Annotated in this window: 12 protein-coding genes; 4 read left to right on the plus strand and 8 right to left on the minus strand. The window is 48.8% G+C overall.

Going from position 1 to position 14,925, the window contains the following annotated elements:
• Positions 1-23: 23 nt before the first annotated feature.
• Positions 24-1,361: an IS4 family transposase gene (locus VHA_RS10410; RefSeq protein ID WP_040528107.1), complete on the minus strand. Its 1,338-nt coding sequence runs from the start codon at positions 1,359-1,361 to the stop codon at positions 24-26.
• Positions 1,362-1,495: 134 nt separating this feature from the next.
• Positions 1,496-1,777 (minus strand): hypothetical protein, encoded by a 282-nt coding sequence (locus VHA_RS10415; RefSeq protein ID WP_040528629.1) that lies wholly within the window; start codon positions 1,775-1,777, stop codon positions 1,496-1,498.
• A gap of 535 nt (positions 1,778-2,312) precedes the next feature.
• Between VHA_RS10415 and VHA_RS10420 the strand changes: the two genes are divergently transcribed.
• From VHA_RS10420 to VHA_RS10430, 3 genes are all read left to right on the plus strand, one after another.
• Complete coding sequence (locus VHA_RS10420) at positions 2,313-6,059, plus strand: M66 family metalloprotease (protein ID WP_040528631.1); 3,747 nt, start codon at positions 2,313-2,315, stop codon at positions 6,057-6,059.
• Positions 6,060-6,305: 246 nt separating this feature from the next.
• On the plus strand, positions 6,306-6,653 hold the full coding sequence (locus tag VHA_RS10425; protein ID WP_040528758.1) for a hypothetical protein: 348 nt from the start codon (positions 6,306-6,308) through the stop codon (positions 6,651-6,653).
• Positions 6,654-6,862: 209 nt separating this feature from the next.
• The gene (locus VHA_RS10430) at positions 6,863-8,488 is read left to right on the plus strand and encodes a methyl-accepting chemotaxis protein (RefSeq protein WP_005504028.1); all 1,626 of its coding nucleotides are present in this window, start codon (positions 6,863-6,865) and stop codon (positions 8,486-8,488) included.
• Positions 8,489-8,558: 70 nt separating this feature from the next.
• On the opposite strand, the gene VHA_RS10435 is transcribed toward VHA_RS10430, so the two are convergent.
• The 5 genes from VHA_RS10435 to VHA_RS10455 all read right to left on the minus strand — a co-directional run bounded on the left by VHA_RS10435 (position 8,559) and on the right by VHA_RS10455 (position 12,210).
• Complete coding sequence (locus VHA_RS10435; RefSeq protein ID WP_005504029.1) at positions 8,559-10,133, minus strand: GMC family oxidoreductase; 1,575 nt, start codon at positions 10,131-10,133, stop codon at positions 8,559-8,561.
• A 2-nt stretch (positions 10,134-10,135) separates the two neighbouring features.
• The gene (locus tag VHA_RS10440) at positions 10,136-10,678 is read right to left on the minus strand and encodes a hypothetical protein (protein ID WP_005504030.1); all 543 of its coding nucleotides are present in this window, start codon (positions 10,676-10,678) and stop codon (positions 10,136-10,138) included.
• Between the two features lie 51 nt (positions 10,679-10,729).
• Complete coding sequence (locus VHA_RS10445) at positions 10,730-11,125, minus strand: VOC family protein (protein ID WP_005504031.1); 396 nt, start codon at positions 11,123-11,125, stop codon at positions 10,730-10,732.
• A 121-nt stretch (positions 11,126-11,246) separates the two neighbouring features.
• On the minus strand, positions 11,247-11,570 hold the full coding sequence (locus VHA_RS10450; protein WP_040528633.1) for a ribbon-helix-helix domain-containing protein: 324 nt from the start codon (positions 11,568-11,570) through the stop codon (positions 11,247-11,249).
• A 157-nt stretch (positions 11,571-11,727) separates the two neighbouring features.
• Positions 11,728-12,210: an SEL1-like repeat protein gene (locus VHA_RS10455; protein WP_040528635.1), complete on the minus strand. Its 483-nt coding sequence runs from the start codon at positions 12,208-12,210 to the stop codon at positions 11,728-11,730.
• A 308-nt stretch (positions 12,211-12,518) separates the two neighbouring features.
• On the opposite strand from VHA_RS10455, the gene VHA_RS10460 reads away from it, so the two are divergent.
• On the plus strand, positions 12,519-13,427 hold the full coding sequence (locus tag VHA_RS10460; protein ID WP_050778549.1) for a GGDEF domain-containing protein: 909 nt from the start codon (positions 12,519-12,521) through the stop codon (positions 13,425-13,427).
• Here VHA_RS10460 and VHA_RS10465 read toward each other — a convergent pair.
• The gene (locus VHA_RS10465; protein WP_005504036.1) at positions 13,424-14,815 is read right to left on the minus strand and encodes a transporter substrate-binding domain-containing diguanylate cyclase; all 1,392 of its coding nucleotides are present in this window, start codon (positions 14,813-14,815) and stop codon (positions 13,424-13,426) included. The genes VHA_RS10460 and VHA_RS10465 overlap by 4 nt on opposite strands.
• Positions 14,816-14,925 lie beyond the last annotated feature (110 nt).

Here is a 14,925-nt window from a genome sequence, read left to right on the forward strand (position 1 = left end):
CCTCCCATTTTGGGCAATGCAGTTCACTTAAGCGGAGCCGCTTTGCGATTAATCGGATAACGGGTCTTTGACATTTTAACTGCCCTAGGTCTTGATGGTCTGGGGCGTTTTTCTATGAACAGGACAGATAAGTCTCCTCTCAATGCCTTAAGCCTCTTAGGCGTATTGCCCGGAGATAAAGCTTTGCTCATTATCCTTAGTTGACTCGCAATATACTGGCAAGCGTATTTGAAGCTTATTTCATTTGGTGCACGACCATGAGCTACCGCGGCTTGGCTGGCCTCTCGTCTCACCAGGTTGTATCCAAGAAGCAGTCCCCATAACTCCTGATAAACAAGCTCGACTGTCTTACTTCTCAACGTCATGGCATTGTGCTGCATAGAGCTTTTGATGTCTCGATATCCCAACTCTATCTCCCACCGCTCATGATAGAGCGTGGCCACTTGCTCAGCGCTGTACTTCTCTCGTGGCAGTGAAGTAAACACGGTCTTCTCTTTTCCATCCACTTCATAAGTCACCGCCCTGACTTGCCACTTCTCAGGTAGACTCGGATTCTTTTTTCTGGCCTGAGGGGAGACTTTCATTTCGATAAGATTGTCATTGGTTTCTTCCTCATCGAGAATCGTGTACACCAATCCCTTTCGAGCCGGAATGAGCCAGTGACGGTTTACACCGCTAGCCGATAGGCTCAGCAACAAATCTGCGCCATAGAACCCTTTATCCAACAGCGTTACCGAGTTATCAGGAAGCGAACTAATGAAGGGCTGAGCGAGGGGGATTTCACCTCGACGGTAGGGACTGATATCCGCATCAATGATGATATGAGAACGCACATTCATCATGGTAACAAGTCGGAGAACTGGGTAGGGTGTTTGACGTTTACCCGAGGTGTTCCCAGAGCCGAAGTGTTCGCGAAGCTCTGGAGTGTCTGCCGTTCTGAATAATGCACCATCAACAGCAAAAACCTGGAGGCCATGCCAATCATCCTCTGGGTATCTTTCTTTGCCCCATCCCTCACTACACTTTTTAAACAACCATTTAGGTGCTTCAGAGCCGAGTCGTTGACGAGCCTGAGTCAGCGCACTTTTGGCGAGAAGCGCTTCGTCAGCAAGCCCTTCAGCACAGATGTTCATCCGACGGGCTACCTCAGCAATCGGTTCATTTCTGAAGAATGCCATCCCCACGATTAACCACAGGACCATATCGCTGGGTAATCTTCTACGCCTGATGGTGGCTTGAGTAGAGAGGGATGCGGCTGCAGCAACCCATTCTGAAGGGACATGCTCAGCAAACGTCGTGAGTTGGGAAACATCAACGGGTGATTCTTCGAGAAAATCACTTAGATATGAGGTAATAGGCATAAAAAATCTGAAATCAATGAATGATTTCAGATTCTGACTCATCAGAAGGATCGGTCAACCGATCCTTAACTGATCAGCATTGCCCATTTTGGGAGGTTTTTTAGTGATAGAATGCCTGTTCTAATTGACAAGCATTATTGCCCAAAGCTGAAATCTACAACGAACTGTTGTGTCGTTTGTGTCGGTAGAAGGCATGGGATGGACACGCAGCATACATTCCCTGCTTTTTGGGCAGCGCTCATCATCATGCTCATATCAATACAAAACTCTGCGATTTTTTCATTATTTCTTTCCCGCTCTTGTCTGAGAGCTTTTATTTCTAGCTCGAGCCCTCCCTGCTTTCCATTATGGAAGACATGAGTTTGATTAGAAACATTTGCAGGATGGTGAATCTCAGGTGCGTTATACAATCTCATGGTTAGTTACCTCATTAGAAATGAACCGCTTAACCATACCAAACCGGATTGTCTAATTCTTATTACAAAAATTGTTTTTTCTAGACAATCGCTTCCATCCCAATGTTGTTTATGTGACTGTGACAAACACTTTCATGGCAGTGAAAAACGTAATTATTCATAAATTTACACCCAACTCTTCTTCTCTCAGCCTCTTCTTCACCGGTAAGTAAGACATGGATGTCACCACTCTCTAGGGTCTGTTGACCTCGTTTCTCATCATTTCTCAGGCCTCCCTGTCAGAATTCCACCTTTGGCATATGTCGCTTATTAATCAATATGTTATGGTTACACAATCTGAACCCGTTATACATTATCGACATTCAACCTCGCACTGAATGGAACGAAAGTCCCAATCCTGTTACGCCTCTTTGGTGATCTTTTTTGCCATGAAAGATAATCATGAGGCATCCGACTATTGATACACTTGTCATAATAAAAGAACATATTTGGATGCATTTATAGACAATAATCGTCTTTATGTTGCAGGTATTTTATGAACAAACGTAAACTATCAATACTAATCGCAGCTGCCCTAAGCAGCCTCAGTGGAGCCGTGCAGGCCTCTCCGGAAGAATTGACGCGTGTCAGTGAATATGCATTTAAGCAAATCGAACATTTAAAGGCACTGGCTGAGCGCGGTGAAGGCACGTTTGAAAAAGGCGGCCGCACGTATCTTCGCTATCAGGGGCATGAATATCTGGTCAATTTTGACCACTACCCAAGCTTCCCGTTTATGTTGGGTGGCAATGACAGTGCCTACCGCGCTGTGATGGACGGGCTGGATGACCGCTGGACATTCATGATGAATGACGGCGGTTTTTATTTGATGAATCAGGATCTTGGTGGCATCAACTACGATGAAACACTGTCAGGGTGTTACATCCAGTATTCTCCCGCAGCACGGGGAACCCCTGTCTCCGGGGGCGGCTATGCCTGGGAAGCCCCAATGGTTCAGCGCATTGAAGCCTCAGATTGCCGTGATTTGGCTCCGCCAGCCCCCGAAAAACTGGTTGCCCACAGTGTTTCCGATCAGGGCGTTTTCCTTGTGTGGTCAGAAGATGAAAGTGCCTCTGCGACCCTCTCCCTTTTCCCTGAATCAGACCCTGCGGCTAAGCGTCAGTTTGCAAATGTCAGCCCCGGCTTTTTTATCGGTGAGTTAACGCCTGATACCACCTATCAGGCAGAGCTCTCTTTCTGCAAAGGCACAAGCTGCAGTGAAACGAAAACACTGACATTTACCACCGCGCCTGCACGCCTTGGGTTTGCGGATGAACAACCGGTGACCAATAGTCTGGCGGGCGATTTGGAAGGTTTGCTGACGTTTGCCCAGACCAACACCAACAGCGCGCCTTATGGCAATGAACATGGCCTGTTCCCGGATCCGGTAATGAAGCGGGCTGCGCTGCTGCTGTTTACCCCGACAGATAACACCATCAATCAGCTGTGGCTGGAAGTGTATCAATCCGGTGAACTCATCCACCGCATGCCGATGACACCTCCGAGCGCTCTGCCTGAAAACGATCAACCAGATAATGGCCGTACCAAGGTGGTGTATTCCCATTATGCGTGGTCAGCAAACATGCAATGGGATTGGATGCAGCCTGGCCTGTCACTGCGCATTACTGACAATACTGGCCGTACCGGTGAGCTACCTGAAACCGGCATTTACTTTGGTGGTGCACCTGAGTTAGTGATCCAGAATATCGACATGGGCATGCTCACCCCACCACGTGGTCAGAACACCATGATCAAGCAGATGGCAACACTGGCAGCGGACTATTACCAGAAAATCCCGGTTTCAAAACTGGTGATGGCGGATTACACGCCTACGCATTTTGAAAAAGTGACGATGCCAAACGGGAAAGTCTACACCACAAAAAGTGACAGCACCGGTGGCTGGCACAGTGGCGACATGCGTGAAGCCATCGGTAAGGCGCTGGTATCTACCGGTATTAACAATGCAAACTTCGGTATTTCAGATTCTGCAGGTGCCTCACAACAATACAACCGTCATCGTGGTTTTAACCACATTACGGCGCACACTAACGTCGGTGTCTATACACACCCAAGCAATGGCGGCTCACAGACTGTTGTTCATGGTGGCAGTGGTGGCGGTGGTATCGTCACACTAGAAGGCACAACTGGTAATGAATGGTCACATGAACTCGGCCATAACTATGGTCTGGGCCATTATCCTTATATGGCATCCGTTCACGATCAGGAATCAGGCTGGGGCTGGGATGCATTCTATCAACGCTTTATCGGTAACCTTCACTGGACAGGCGAGGCATACACCCAAGAGCAAGGCGGTGAGATTGTTCCACCATTTAAAGGGGAGTTCCGCTTTACCCGGGATGCACAAAACGGCGGTGAAGCTGAGCGAGTCGGTACTATCAGCCGATTCACTCTTGAACACCCTGCTCAAAGCCGGAAAACTCAGAACTGGTTAAACCAAGCGGCCAACCTGGATAGCAGCAGCCCAAGCGGCTATGTACGCTGGAATGGACACACCCAAGCTTATGATGTCGTTCAGACAGACGCGCCCAAACCGTCTCAAACAGGTGTGCCTGTCGTCACATTACTGGGCGTATACGATCCGATGAATCAGCTACCGAGCCAGATTTATCCGCCGCTGTATTCAAACTACGGCAATGTGTTCGATCTGCCACAATCCGCCGACATTGACTTCCAAGTGGAAGGTTGGCAACCAGTAACGTCCCTGACCGATACACAACTCAACGCCGATATTTGGCGCAAAATGCGGGAAAACGGCGAGCTGAAGCGAATTTGTCAGTTTACTTTTACTGCAAGTAACGGCCAGACTGCTAACTTCGTCGGCGCTGAAAACCCTTCACTTTCCCGCTGTGAAGCCGGTGAAGATATGTACTGGGATATCAATGGCTCACGGGTCACGCCGGTTTCAGCACAGGGCGACTATTCGTTATTGTCAACATTCGGTGATGGCCGGGTGACCTACCAACCTACCGCGACGCTGGGCGAACAGGAACTGTGTGTTCTGGATAAAGGGGATGTGAACCACGAAGGCGCAGGGTTTGTTAAAGACAATGCTTGCCAGCAAATCCCCGGCATCAAACACAAGAACGGTGCTGACTGGTACTACTCCTCACACCAGCCCGGCATCTGGTATCCACGCTTTGATTCCCAGCGTATGTGTAGCCTGACCGTGACGCGTCAGGATGGCACTCAAGAAAGCATTCAGCTTGCCGGTGGCCGTCATAACGGCAACGAAAGCAACAAGTTCCATGTCAATCTGGCGATGACAGTACCGGCACAGATTGCCTTAAGCTGTGAAGATGCACAGGGTCAAACCATGCTCGATACCCTGACGCCGGATCAACATCCACCTATTGATGCGCTCAATGGGCCGGTTGTTATTGGTCAGGAGCAGGGTTATCGCCAGGTGGTGGAAGCGATGCCTACTTTCAGTGAGCACCAAGGGCTAAAGACCATGGATTTTGCATCCTTTAGCGAATTTGATGCCTATGTTGCGGCACATTGGGGTGGCGGTGAAATCAATAACGGTGTCACCTCTAACGCCCGCCGAACTGGTGCATTGTATGTCTATGCGAACCCAAATACTGGCACCCGCGATTACTTTATCATGGCTGATGAGAACGCAGGTCCAATGCCCAATAACCGTCAGAGTAACGACGACTGGCATTTCCTGGGATCGGCCGATGACCATGTCAACCTGGCGTTGAACCCAGTGAAACTGAACCGCAATAGTGGCGTAGATACCGCAACGCGTGTGGCGCAATACTTCGGTCAGGATCGCGTGCTGAGCTGGGATGAGCGCACAACGACGAAATGGGGAGAAAGCGAGAATGCTGTCTTCGCAACGGGAACAGAAGAAAGCGGTGAACGCCGTTACTTTATCCAAAAACGTCCGGGACAAGGCGGCGAGTTCCCTTGGTATGGTTCAAATGATGACTGGTACTTCGTAGGCTCAGATACCACGATTGAGCGTTTAGTGACAAAACTGAAAAGCTCTGTCACCACGTTTGAGGATGAGCTGCTGACATGGTACAAGCAAGACACCATGCATGAATGGGGCGATAACGGCACCTACGGAAACGTGAACGATATCTATGTTTATCATTTCCGGGGAGGGGAACACTATTATCGTCTGAAAACCCACCGATACGGCTATTTCCCATGGCCAACTGATCCCAATGCCAGTAACCATGAATGGGAATATCTCGGTCGTTATTATCAATAAATAATGCCCTTACGCCTCGACAGGTCTGCACTTGTCGGGGCATTTTTTAATGTAGGAATAAGTCAGTGTGCTCTGAAAAGAAGATTTAGAACCTGAAGATGGCTGGATATACACAATTCATGCTTCATGCCAGGATTTAACACTACACTCTGAATAAAGGGTGTAAGGTGCATGTACCCAAACAGCCTCAAGCTGCCCGAATCCAGATTGCTTGGTATCAGTCCTTACTTTTTGAAGGGGAACAAAATGTTAGACCGGTTGGATTGTCTTCAAACGCTGCTACCTAACAGCAACAAACACAATGTTGTACCCATGTATATGTTTGCCAATGAACGCGGCCTGCCCGTGGTACTTAGGGTAAATGTGCGTGGTATCGACCCTTCACTTCCTGTGATGCTCATTGCCTTCGACATTGATACCCTCGCTACCTCCATCCACTGTGAGATCCAATACCCCAGAGAAGGTGTGATCTTTAAACGTTATGGGCAACTAACATCCTCTAGCTTTCATATTGGCACCTGCAAAATTACCGATTGGGCATCGCTGGAAACACTCGCGGTTGAATGGTTAACCTCTCCAGCGCCAACAACTTAACCGCCCGCTCTGCAACGCCCCACACCATGAGGCCTCACTCTACGGAATGCCGCATTGCATGGTAAAACTGTCTACGTCAGCGCTTTCATTTTCACGCTGTATACCACACACCTCTCCAAGATGTCTTTAAATCAACAAATTATGCATGTCTCAAATTCGAATCTACACTGAAAGAGACTTATTGATGAATGTGAAGCAGCGGGTTTTTCATGAAAAATCTCAGTATCAAAGGGGTAGTGATTGGTATTCTGACCACAGCAATCGCTATTCTGACAGCAATTTCCCTCACAACGATCCTTTCTTTGCGCGATGATCTGAAAGAATACGATTTTGTCGTTAACACAGAGATTCGCTCCGCACAGCTCGCGGACCAAATGAATATTGAGTTCAAGCGGCAGGTACAAGAGTGGAAAAACGTATTGATCCGCGGTAGTGATGATGGGAAGCGTGAGAAATACTGGGGCCGCTTCCAAGAGCAAGAGTCAAAAATCCAGGCGTTGGGCAGGGAATTAGTCCCCTTGTTGAACGATTCACCGGAGCAGACATCCCAGGCCAATGATTTCCTGAGGTCGCACAAAAAGATGGGAGCGGATTACCGTCGTGGTTTTAATGATTTCGTGAATGCGAATTATAACCATACTGCAGGTGATAAAGCGGTGAGCGGCATTGACCGTGAACCCTCTGCACGTCTTGATGAACTGTCAAATGTCTTAAGCAAGTCCGCTGAAAAGCATGGACAAATCCTGCAATCGACAGCACGTGAACTGGTGCAAATTTCTATCATTTCAGTGACTGGTATCAGTATCGTGCTGCTTGCTCTTGCTTATATGCTCATCATGAAGTTCATCACTCGTCCACTGGAAGCGACAGCCAAAGAGCTGGATATCATTGCCAGTGGAGACCTAACAAGTACTCCTTCAGCAATCGGTTTGGGCGAAATTGGTATGATTAATGCGTCTGCGGCCAAACTGCATAATCAGTTGGCAAACTTAATCAGCGGACTACAGCGCTCAGCCAATGAGCTGTCAACGGCATCGAACCAACTCAATAGCAATTCTCAGAAACAGTCAGAGTCAGCCAATGCCCAACAACAGCAAACAGAACAGGCCTCCACTGCGGTAGAAGAGCTCTCACGTTCAGCGGCAGAGATTGCACGCAGTGCCAATGAAACCTCTGACAGCACGCAACAAACAACGGAATCTGCTGGAGTAGGTGCCACTCAAATGGAATCCGTCAACGCATTGATGACCCAGCTTCGCCAGGATATTGAATCGGCGGGATCGGCTGTTGGAGATTTGTCCAAACGTGTTGTCCGCGTAGATGAAGTGATGACTGTCATTAGCGGAATTGCAGAACAAACTAACTTACTTGCCCTAAACGCAGCTATCGAAGCTGCCCGTGCCGGTGAACAAGGTCGTGGTTTTGCGGTCGTTGCAGATGAAGTCAGGGCACTGGCACAGAAGACCCAGGAGTCTACTTCTGAAATTGCAGAAGTCCTTGCAGGTTTGCGCCAAGGATCCGAATCTACCGTTAAAGCGATGCAAAACGGACAAAACAAAACGGATGAAGTAGTCACCAATATCAGCGAGGTATCAGAACGCTGGCGTGATCTTGCCAATGCCATCAATGACATCGCCGAATTGAACACCACAGTCGCCGCAACGGCAAATGAGCAGACCTCGGTCTCACAAGAGATTTCTTTACTCATTTCAGAGTTGCATGCCGCAGCACAAATCCTACAAGAGCAGGCGGCAGACAGTGCACAATCAAGTTCAATACTGGATAAGCTTGCCAAGCAACTGCGTGACCAGATTATTGCGTATAAGACTGCCTGATATTATTCTCAGCCCAGTAACCTCAACCAAGTAACATGCCCTCCAACCTCGCCGGAGGGCATGTTTACAGTCAAAGATGTTTTTGGTTCATGGCATCGGCGATATATTCCGCCTGACGGATGGCCAACGCAACAATGGTCAGGGTTGGGTTTTCCGCCGCCCCCGTGGTGAAGACGCTGCCATCCGACACAAACAGGTTGTCGATATCATGTGACTGTCCCCACTTGTTGACCACACCATCCTGCGCCCTGGCACTCATCCGGTTTGTGCCGAGGTTATGGGTCGAAGGATAAGGGACCACGCGATGGATTTTCACCGCACCTACCGCCTCATAAATCGCACTGCCCTGCTGGTAAGCATGGTTTCGCATAGCAATATCATTGGGGTGATCGTCATAGTGCACGTTCGGTACGGGCAGGCCAAACTGGTCTTTTACATCCGTGTTGAGTGTGACGCGGTTGGTTGACCGTGGCATGTCTTCGCCAACAATCCACATACCCGCCATGCGTTCATACCCTTCCATGTCTTTGGCAAATTCTTCACCCCAGGCCCCTGGCCGTAAAAATGCAGCCATAAACGGCAGACCAAGCGAGAGGGTTTCTAATTCATACCCACCAACAAAGCCGCGTGAAGGATCATGCCGGGCCTCATCCTGAACAATGCCTGCCATTGTGGTACCACGGTACATGTTTACCGGATTCTCAAACTCCCCGTACACAGAACCTGTCACATGACGCATGTAATTACGCCCCACTTCCCCAGAGCTGTTCGCTAACCCGTCCGGATACATGGCAGTTGCGGAATTAAGCAACACGCGCGGACTTTCAATCGAGTTCCCTGCCAGGCAGACAATGCGCGCTTTCTGGTGTTGCTCATTCCCATCGGCATCCACGTAGAGCACGCCATCAACCTTGCCTGTCACATCGTGGGTGATTTTCAGTACGTGGCTGTTGGGGCGCAATTCAAAGTGCCCTGTCGCCTCTGCTTTCGGGATTTCGGTATACAACGTCGACCATTTAGCCCCCATCCGACATCCCTGAAAGCAAAACCCCAGTTGTTGGCACGAAGCCCGTCCATCGCGGGGTTGGGAGTTAATCGCCATTCGTCCGGTGTGCACGTTTTTGTAACCGATCTTGGTCGCACCGGCCTGCAACACTTTGAAGTTGTTGTTGCCGGGTAATCCCGGAATATCATGGGTGCGGGTCACCCCCATTTTGTCTTCCGCTCTGTCGTAATAAGGTGCAAGCTCCGCCAGGGTGATCGGCCAGTTAAGCAAATTGGCATCTTTGATATCGCCATACACATCCCGGGTGCGAAATTCATGCTCCTGAATACGAAGGCTGGCCCCAGCCCAGTGCAGGGTCGAACCGCCCACAGTTTTGCAAATCCACGCTGGCAAACCGGGAAAATCCCTTGCTACTTCCCAACTGCCGGACGTGGTTCTGGGTTCGAGCCAAGCCTCCTTGCCGAACATTTTCCATTCGTTGTTTTCAAAATCCTTGCGGTAATCGAGGTGTGAACCAGCTTCCAGACACACCACATCCACCCCTTTTTGTGCCAATTCATTACTCAGTGTGCCACCACCGGCACCGGAGCCAATCACCACCACAACACTGTTGTCTGAAAGATCAAATTGCTTCGCCATGACTAGACCTCCTTGTCCGGTGTTGGCAACCACTGAATATCGTTAAAGCCGCGGTTGATGTACCCCCCTTTCTCAAAAGAAGGGCCTTCGTAACCAAAAGCAGGCCAAAGGCCAGGGTTGTCGTAAAGGGAAACCACCATATTACTGCGGATGGCTTGGAAAAAGGGCTCGCTGGCCACCTGTTGCAACAAGGCTGCCTGTTTGGCTTCTGGCAGGCTGTTCCAGTCTCCATCAGCGGCCTTGGTCAGGGAGGCCACGCCTTCAATAATGGCTTTCAATTGTGAGGGGTCTTTCGCCGCTTGTGCATCAATACTTTCAACACTGGCAGCATAAAAAAGGTCGTCCAATTCAGGGTGCGGATAAATACTTCGGCTGATGCTGATCAGGGCATTCGCCGTTTTGTTATCCAGTGCCTTCACGGTGAGTGCCCAGCTTTTGCCAGACAGGGACAATCCGGCTACCGCATAGGCATACGCCGCGGTGGCCGTCAATGCACCCATTTTTAAAATGGTTCGCCTTGAAAAGGCAGGGTTCACGTTATTCATGATTGCTCTCCTCGCTTTCAGCTTCCTTTCGCAAGCAAGATAGCGCTTCTTCTATTGGAAACGTCCAGACTGCTCAAGGAATTCGATTTTGTATCCATCGGGATCGGTCAGGAAAAAAAAACGCGCCATGGGTTTTCCGTTGTAACTCATGGCTTTCATCTCTGTAGGATTCAGGTTGGCATCGCAAAGTTTGGCGTGTATAGCAGCAAGATCGTCCACACACACAGCCAAGTGACCATAACCGGAGCCGTGGGTATACGCTTCGGTCTGGCTGTGGTTGTGCGTCAGTTCAAGTTCGAAGTCACTGCTGTCATTACGCAAATAGATGAGAGAGAAGCCATCAAAGTCAAACCGCTGTGCAACATCCAGATCCAGTGCAGTTTTATAAAATGAGAGAGAACGATCCGGGTCGAGTACCCGAATCATGGAATGGATCATTTTCGCCATAAATACCTCCGTGTTTATTAAGTCATTCCACTATAACGACGGGGTATTCGGCTTGGGTGGTATCATGCTACCGCATGTGAAAAAATTGTTAATATAGGTTGTTGGCTGCTATCGCGCTTTTTCATCCCGCTTTATCCAGCGTTTCACGCTGTCGCAATTCAGCATTAGCCAAGTTCAGGACACCGTGGGGTTCGCTGAGATAGAGAATACAGCTGCAACGCAGCAGAGAGGCAAAGTTGCTGACATCACCGTTAATGTCGAGGGCTTCATCATACATCGTAGTAAGGAACTTGCCGGTGTTCATGCCTTGTTCCTGGGCAAGATGATCAATGATCTGCCAGAATTTTTTCTCCAGCCTTACACTGGTTGAATGACCTGCAAGGCGGACTGAACGTGAGTGCATTTCGTAATTAGCGGGATCCTGCCCGGCAAATATAGTACACATGACTTCTTACCTTTGTGCTACAACTCCTATGAGCATATTCCATGCTCCCCTTGCACACCGCCTCATCAATGAGACACTCTAAGGATAGGAAACTTTACGCGTATACCCAAGAAACCTGAGTATGCTGAGTTCAGGTTTCTTGGGTATATTCCCTTGTTTAACAGGATTCTCCTTTTGCCTGCAAATACTCACAAGCATCCGTCACCCCCTCACTGGCGGCCATACGCAGATATTCACGTCCCCGCATCCTATCCATCTGTGTACCAAACCCTTCATAAAGCGCTTTACCATAATGATACCGGGCCAGCCGTGAATACCCAGCCTCATCATCCATTGTTGCGCCACGTTTCATCAAGGCAGTAGAACGAGCAGGATCCGGCGGGGCGTACACACCGTTCTCGTGGATTTGTGCCAAGAGCAGCATCGAATACACATCGTTCCAGCGTGCGATACAGTCTTCTAAAATGGCCACAGCAAACTCATGATCACCGGTCTTCTCAGCAAAATACCCATAAAGGCATTTCATGCGTTTATCGCTGTCCAGTTGTTCAGTGTAAGCAAATTCGCTGGTAGGGGCGGCGGGCGCCGACAGGGAAAAGAACATCACACTGCTCCCTGCGAGTGATTTCCATGCTGACATGCAAATGTTCCTCCTCTTATGGCTATGATATTAGATTAAATCTAGCAAACCGTGGCAAAACCGGGGTGTTGAATTGATGTGACAAGGGAGAAAATAAGGCCGGTGTTAGGATAATAACCGGATAAAGATTCTGTCTTATTTTTGAGTTTTAATACCTGTTTCCACCCGAATATTGACGTAATATTAATACGCATGACTCATAAATGAGTGATTTGAAAATACAGTCCCTGAACCTTGAAATACATCGCAGTTTTCATGCGAACAAGTGATAACTTTCACAATTATTTGACTAGCCTTCTTCCATGTCAATGCCAAATTTTAAAGACATACTCGACATACATCCTAACCCTTGTGTCATTCATATCAATTTTGTGCCGAAGTATGCCAACAACGCATTCGCTAAGTTCAGCGGTATGGAGAGTGCCGAAGACGTGCTCAGCTTGCCCTCTATTCGTGTGTTGTTTGAGAAAGAGCACTGGCCAGAAGCACAGCGTCGTTACAACCACGCGATAGAAACCGGGATCCCGACACCGCCTGAAGTGATCAATCACATGGATTTGAAAGGGAATCCTATGATTGCGGAAATTACCGACAAAGTCATCGATTGGTACGGCGAGAAAGCGATGTGTACCTTTGTCAGTGTGGTAACAGACCAAGTCCGTCGTGAACGTACATTGCGGGATATGGCACATCGCGACGACCTGACTAATCTCTACAACCGCCGCTACCTGCTTGACCTGTTCAGTGAACGTCATGCCGCCCACCAACGGTGCCAATACCTGGCGATTGCAGATATCGATCACTTCAAGCACATCAACGACACATTTGGTCACCCGGTAGGGGACATTGTGTTACGCCGCGTTGCAAGGGAAATTGAAGGTTTCACCACACCGGATGAGTACGCATTTCGGCTTGGAGGAGAAGAATTTGCGCTATTAATCTGGGCAGACAATCATGGCGAAGCCTATGCCCGTTTAGAGCAACTGCGCAAATCCTTAGAACACTGTGAATTCCGGGTCAGCCATCCCAACTCTCAGCCTCTGACTCTTAGCTGTACCATTTCCATCGGGATGACGGTCATTGCAGCCACGGACGACTTTCTTTCCGCCAGCTTACGTGCAGACGAAGCGCTGTATATTGCCAAGAGGAGTGGCCGTAACAATCTGATCAATTATGAAGCATCAATAGAGAAAACACAGAAAATCAACGCCAGTTAAGCGGTGATATTTCCTGCATAACGGTGAAAACGTTGGTGAGAAAGCTGGCTGACCACAACCCGGTTTCTGCCAGCTTCTTTCGCTTGATACATCAAGCGGTCAGCATGATGCAGTAAAGCTTCTAATGATGTCTCCGGGCTTTCCCTATCTACCAGCAAGGCACCGATAGAGGCCGTGACATGAAGATCCAATTGTGTTTGTGACGCCTGGGGGACCAAACAACTGCAGACATAATCCGCATTCACTTCCAAATCCCGTACATCTTCAGCGGGTAGCAGCAGGCAAAATTCTTCTCCCCCCAGTCTTGCAACCGCCACAGCCTCACGCACGTAATCGGTTAACACTCCCCCCAGGTTATTCAGCACTTCATCCCCTTTCAGGTGACCGTATTTGTCATTAATTTGTTTGAAGTGGTCAACATCGAGCATCAATACGCCAAGTTTCCCACGCTTTCGCATATTGCTGACCCGCTTGCTGCTGTACATTCTGTCGAGTCCACGCCGGTTCATCAGCCCAGTCAGGGAATCAGTATAGGCATAATCCTCAAGTTTGACATTCAAGGCTTTCAGGGCACGGGTCTTTCTGGTCACGGCTTTTTTTAGCAAGATGATATAGCTGACAGCCACCAGAAACACGAGTGAAGCAGTGATCGGCCAAAACCAGTGTGGGATCTGGGTAGTTTTGCTGGTGTTAAGCCACTTTTGTTTAATACGGGCAATTTCCTGTGGTGGAATATTCTTAATACCGCTTTCGACTTCCTTAAACAGCAGTTCATTGCCTTTGGGGATCGCAGTGTACAGCATCTTTTGATAAATGCGTTCAATCGGTACAAAACGGTTTGGGTTTTCCTGCTGATGCAAATAGTACGTCGCAACTTGAGTATTGAGCAGCATGCGGTTTACTTTGCCATTGTGTGCCGCCTGGATCAGCGCCGCATTGTTATCAAACCCCAGGGTTGCCACCAACGGATAACGCGTTTGGACGTATTCCTCTTCGTAACTGCCTTTCACCACGCCAATCACCATTCCCGGCAAAAAACCCTGAGTTCGCAATTCTTCGTCGCGGTTCCGTACATACAGGGTGGTAGAAATCTCGAACAGTGGTAAAACGTAATCTAAGGTGTCTACCAGGGATTCAGAATAAAGCAAGCCACCATGAACCTTACGCCCCCCTGTTTTCATAGCTTCGATTGAGTCATTCCAATCGCTCAGCGCAAACTCGACCGGCGTATTGTTGATCTCTGAAAACAACCTCCAGTAATCAACCAGCAATCCCGTAGCGATACCATTTTCAGAAAAAGCAAACGGCTTCCAGCTATGGGAATTCGTCACGATAATGGTTTCTTTATCTGTTTCAGATAACGCTAACGACTGGGACATTCCCAGCATGAATACCACAACGCTACAAACGAATCGGCATAACCGAAGCGTATATATCAAAAGCAAGCCTCTTTACACATCAATTAGTGCAAACATTGTCGCAAAATTCAATCAACAGA

It is taken from the genome of Grimontia hollisae CIP 101886 (assembly GCF_000176515.1).
GTDB classification, from domain to species: Bacteria; Pseudomonadota; Gammaproteobacteria; order Enterobacterales; family Vibrionaceae; genus Enterovibrio; species Enterovibrio hollisae.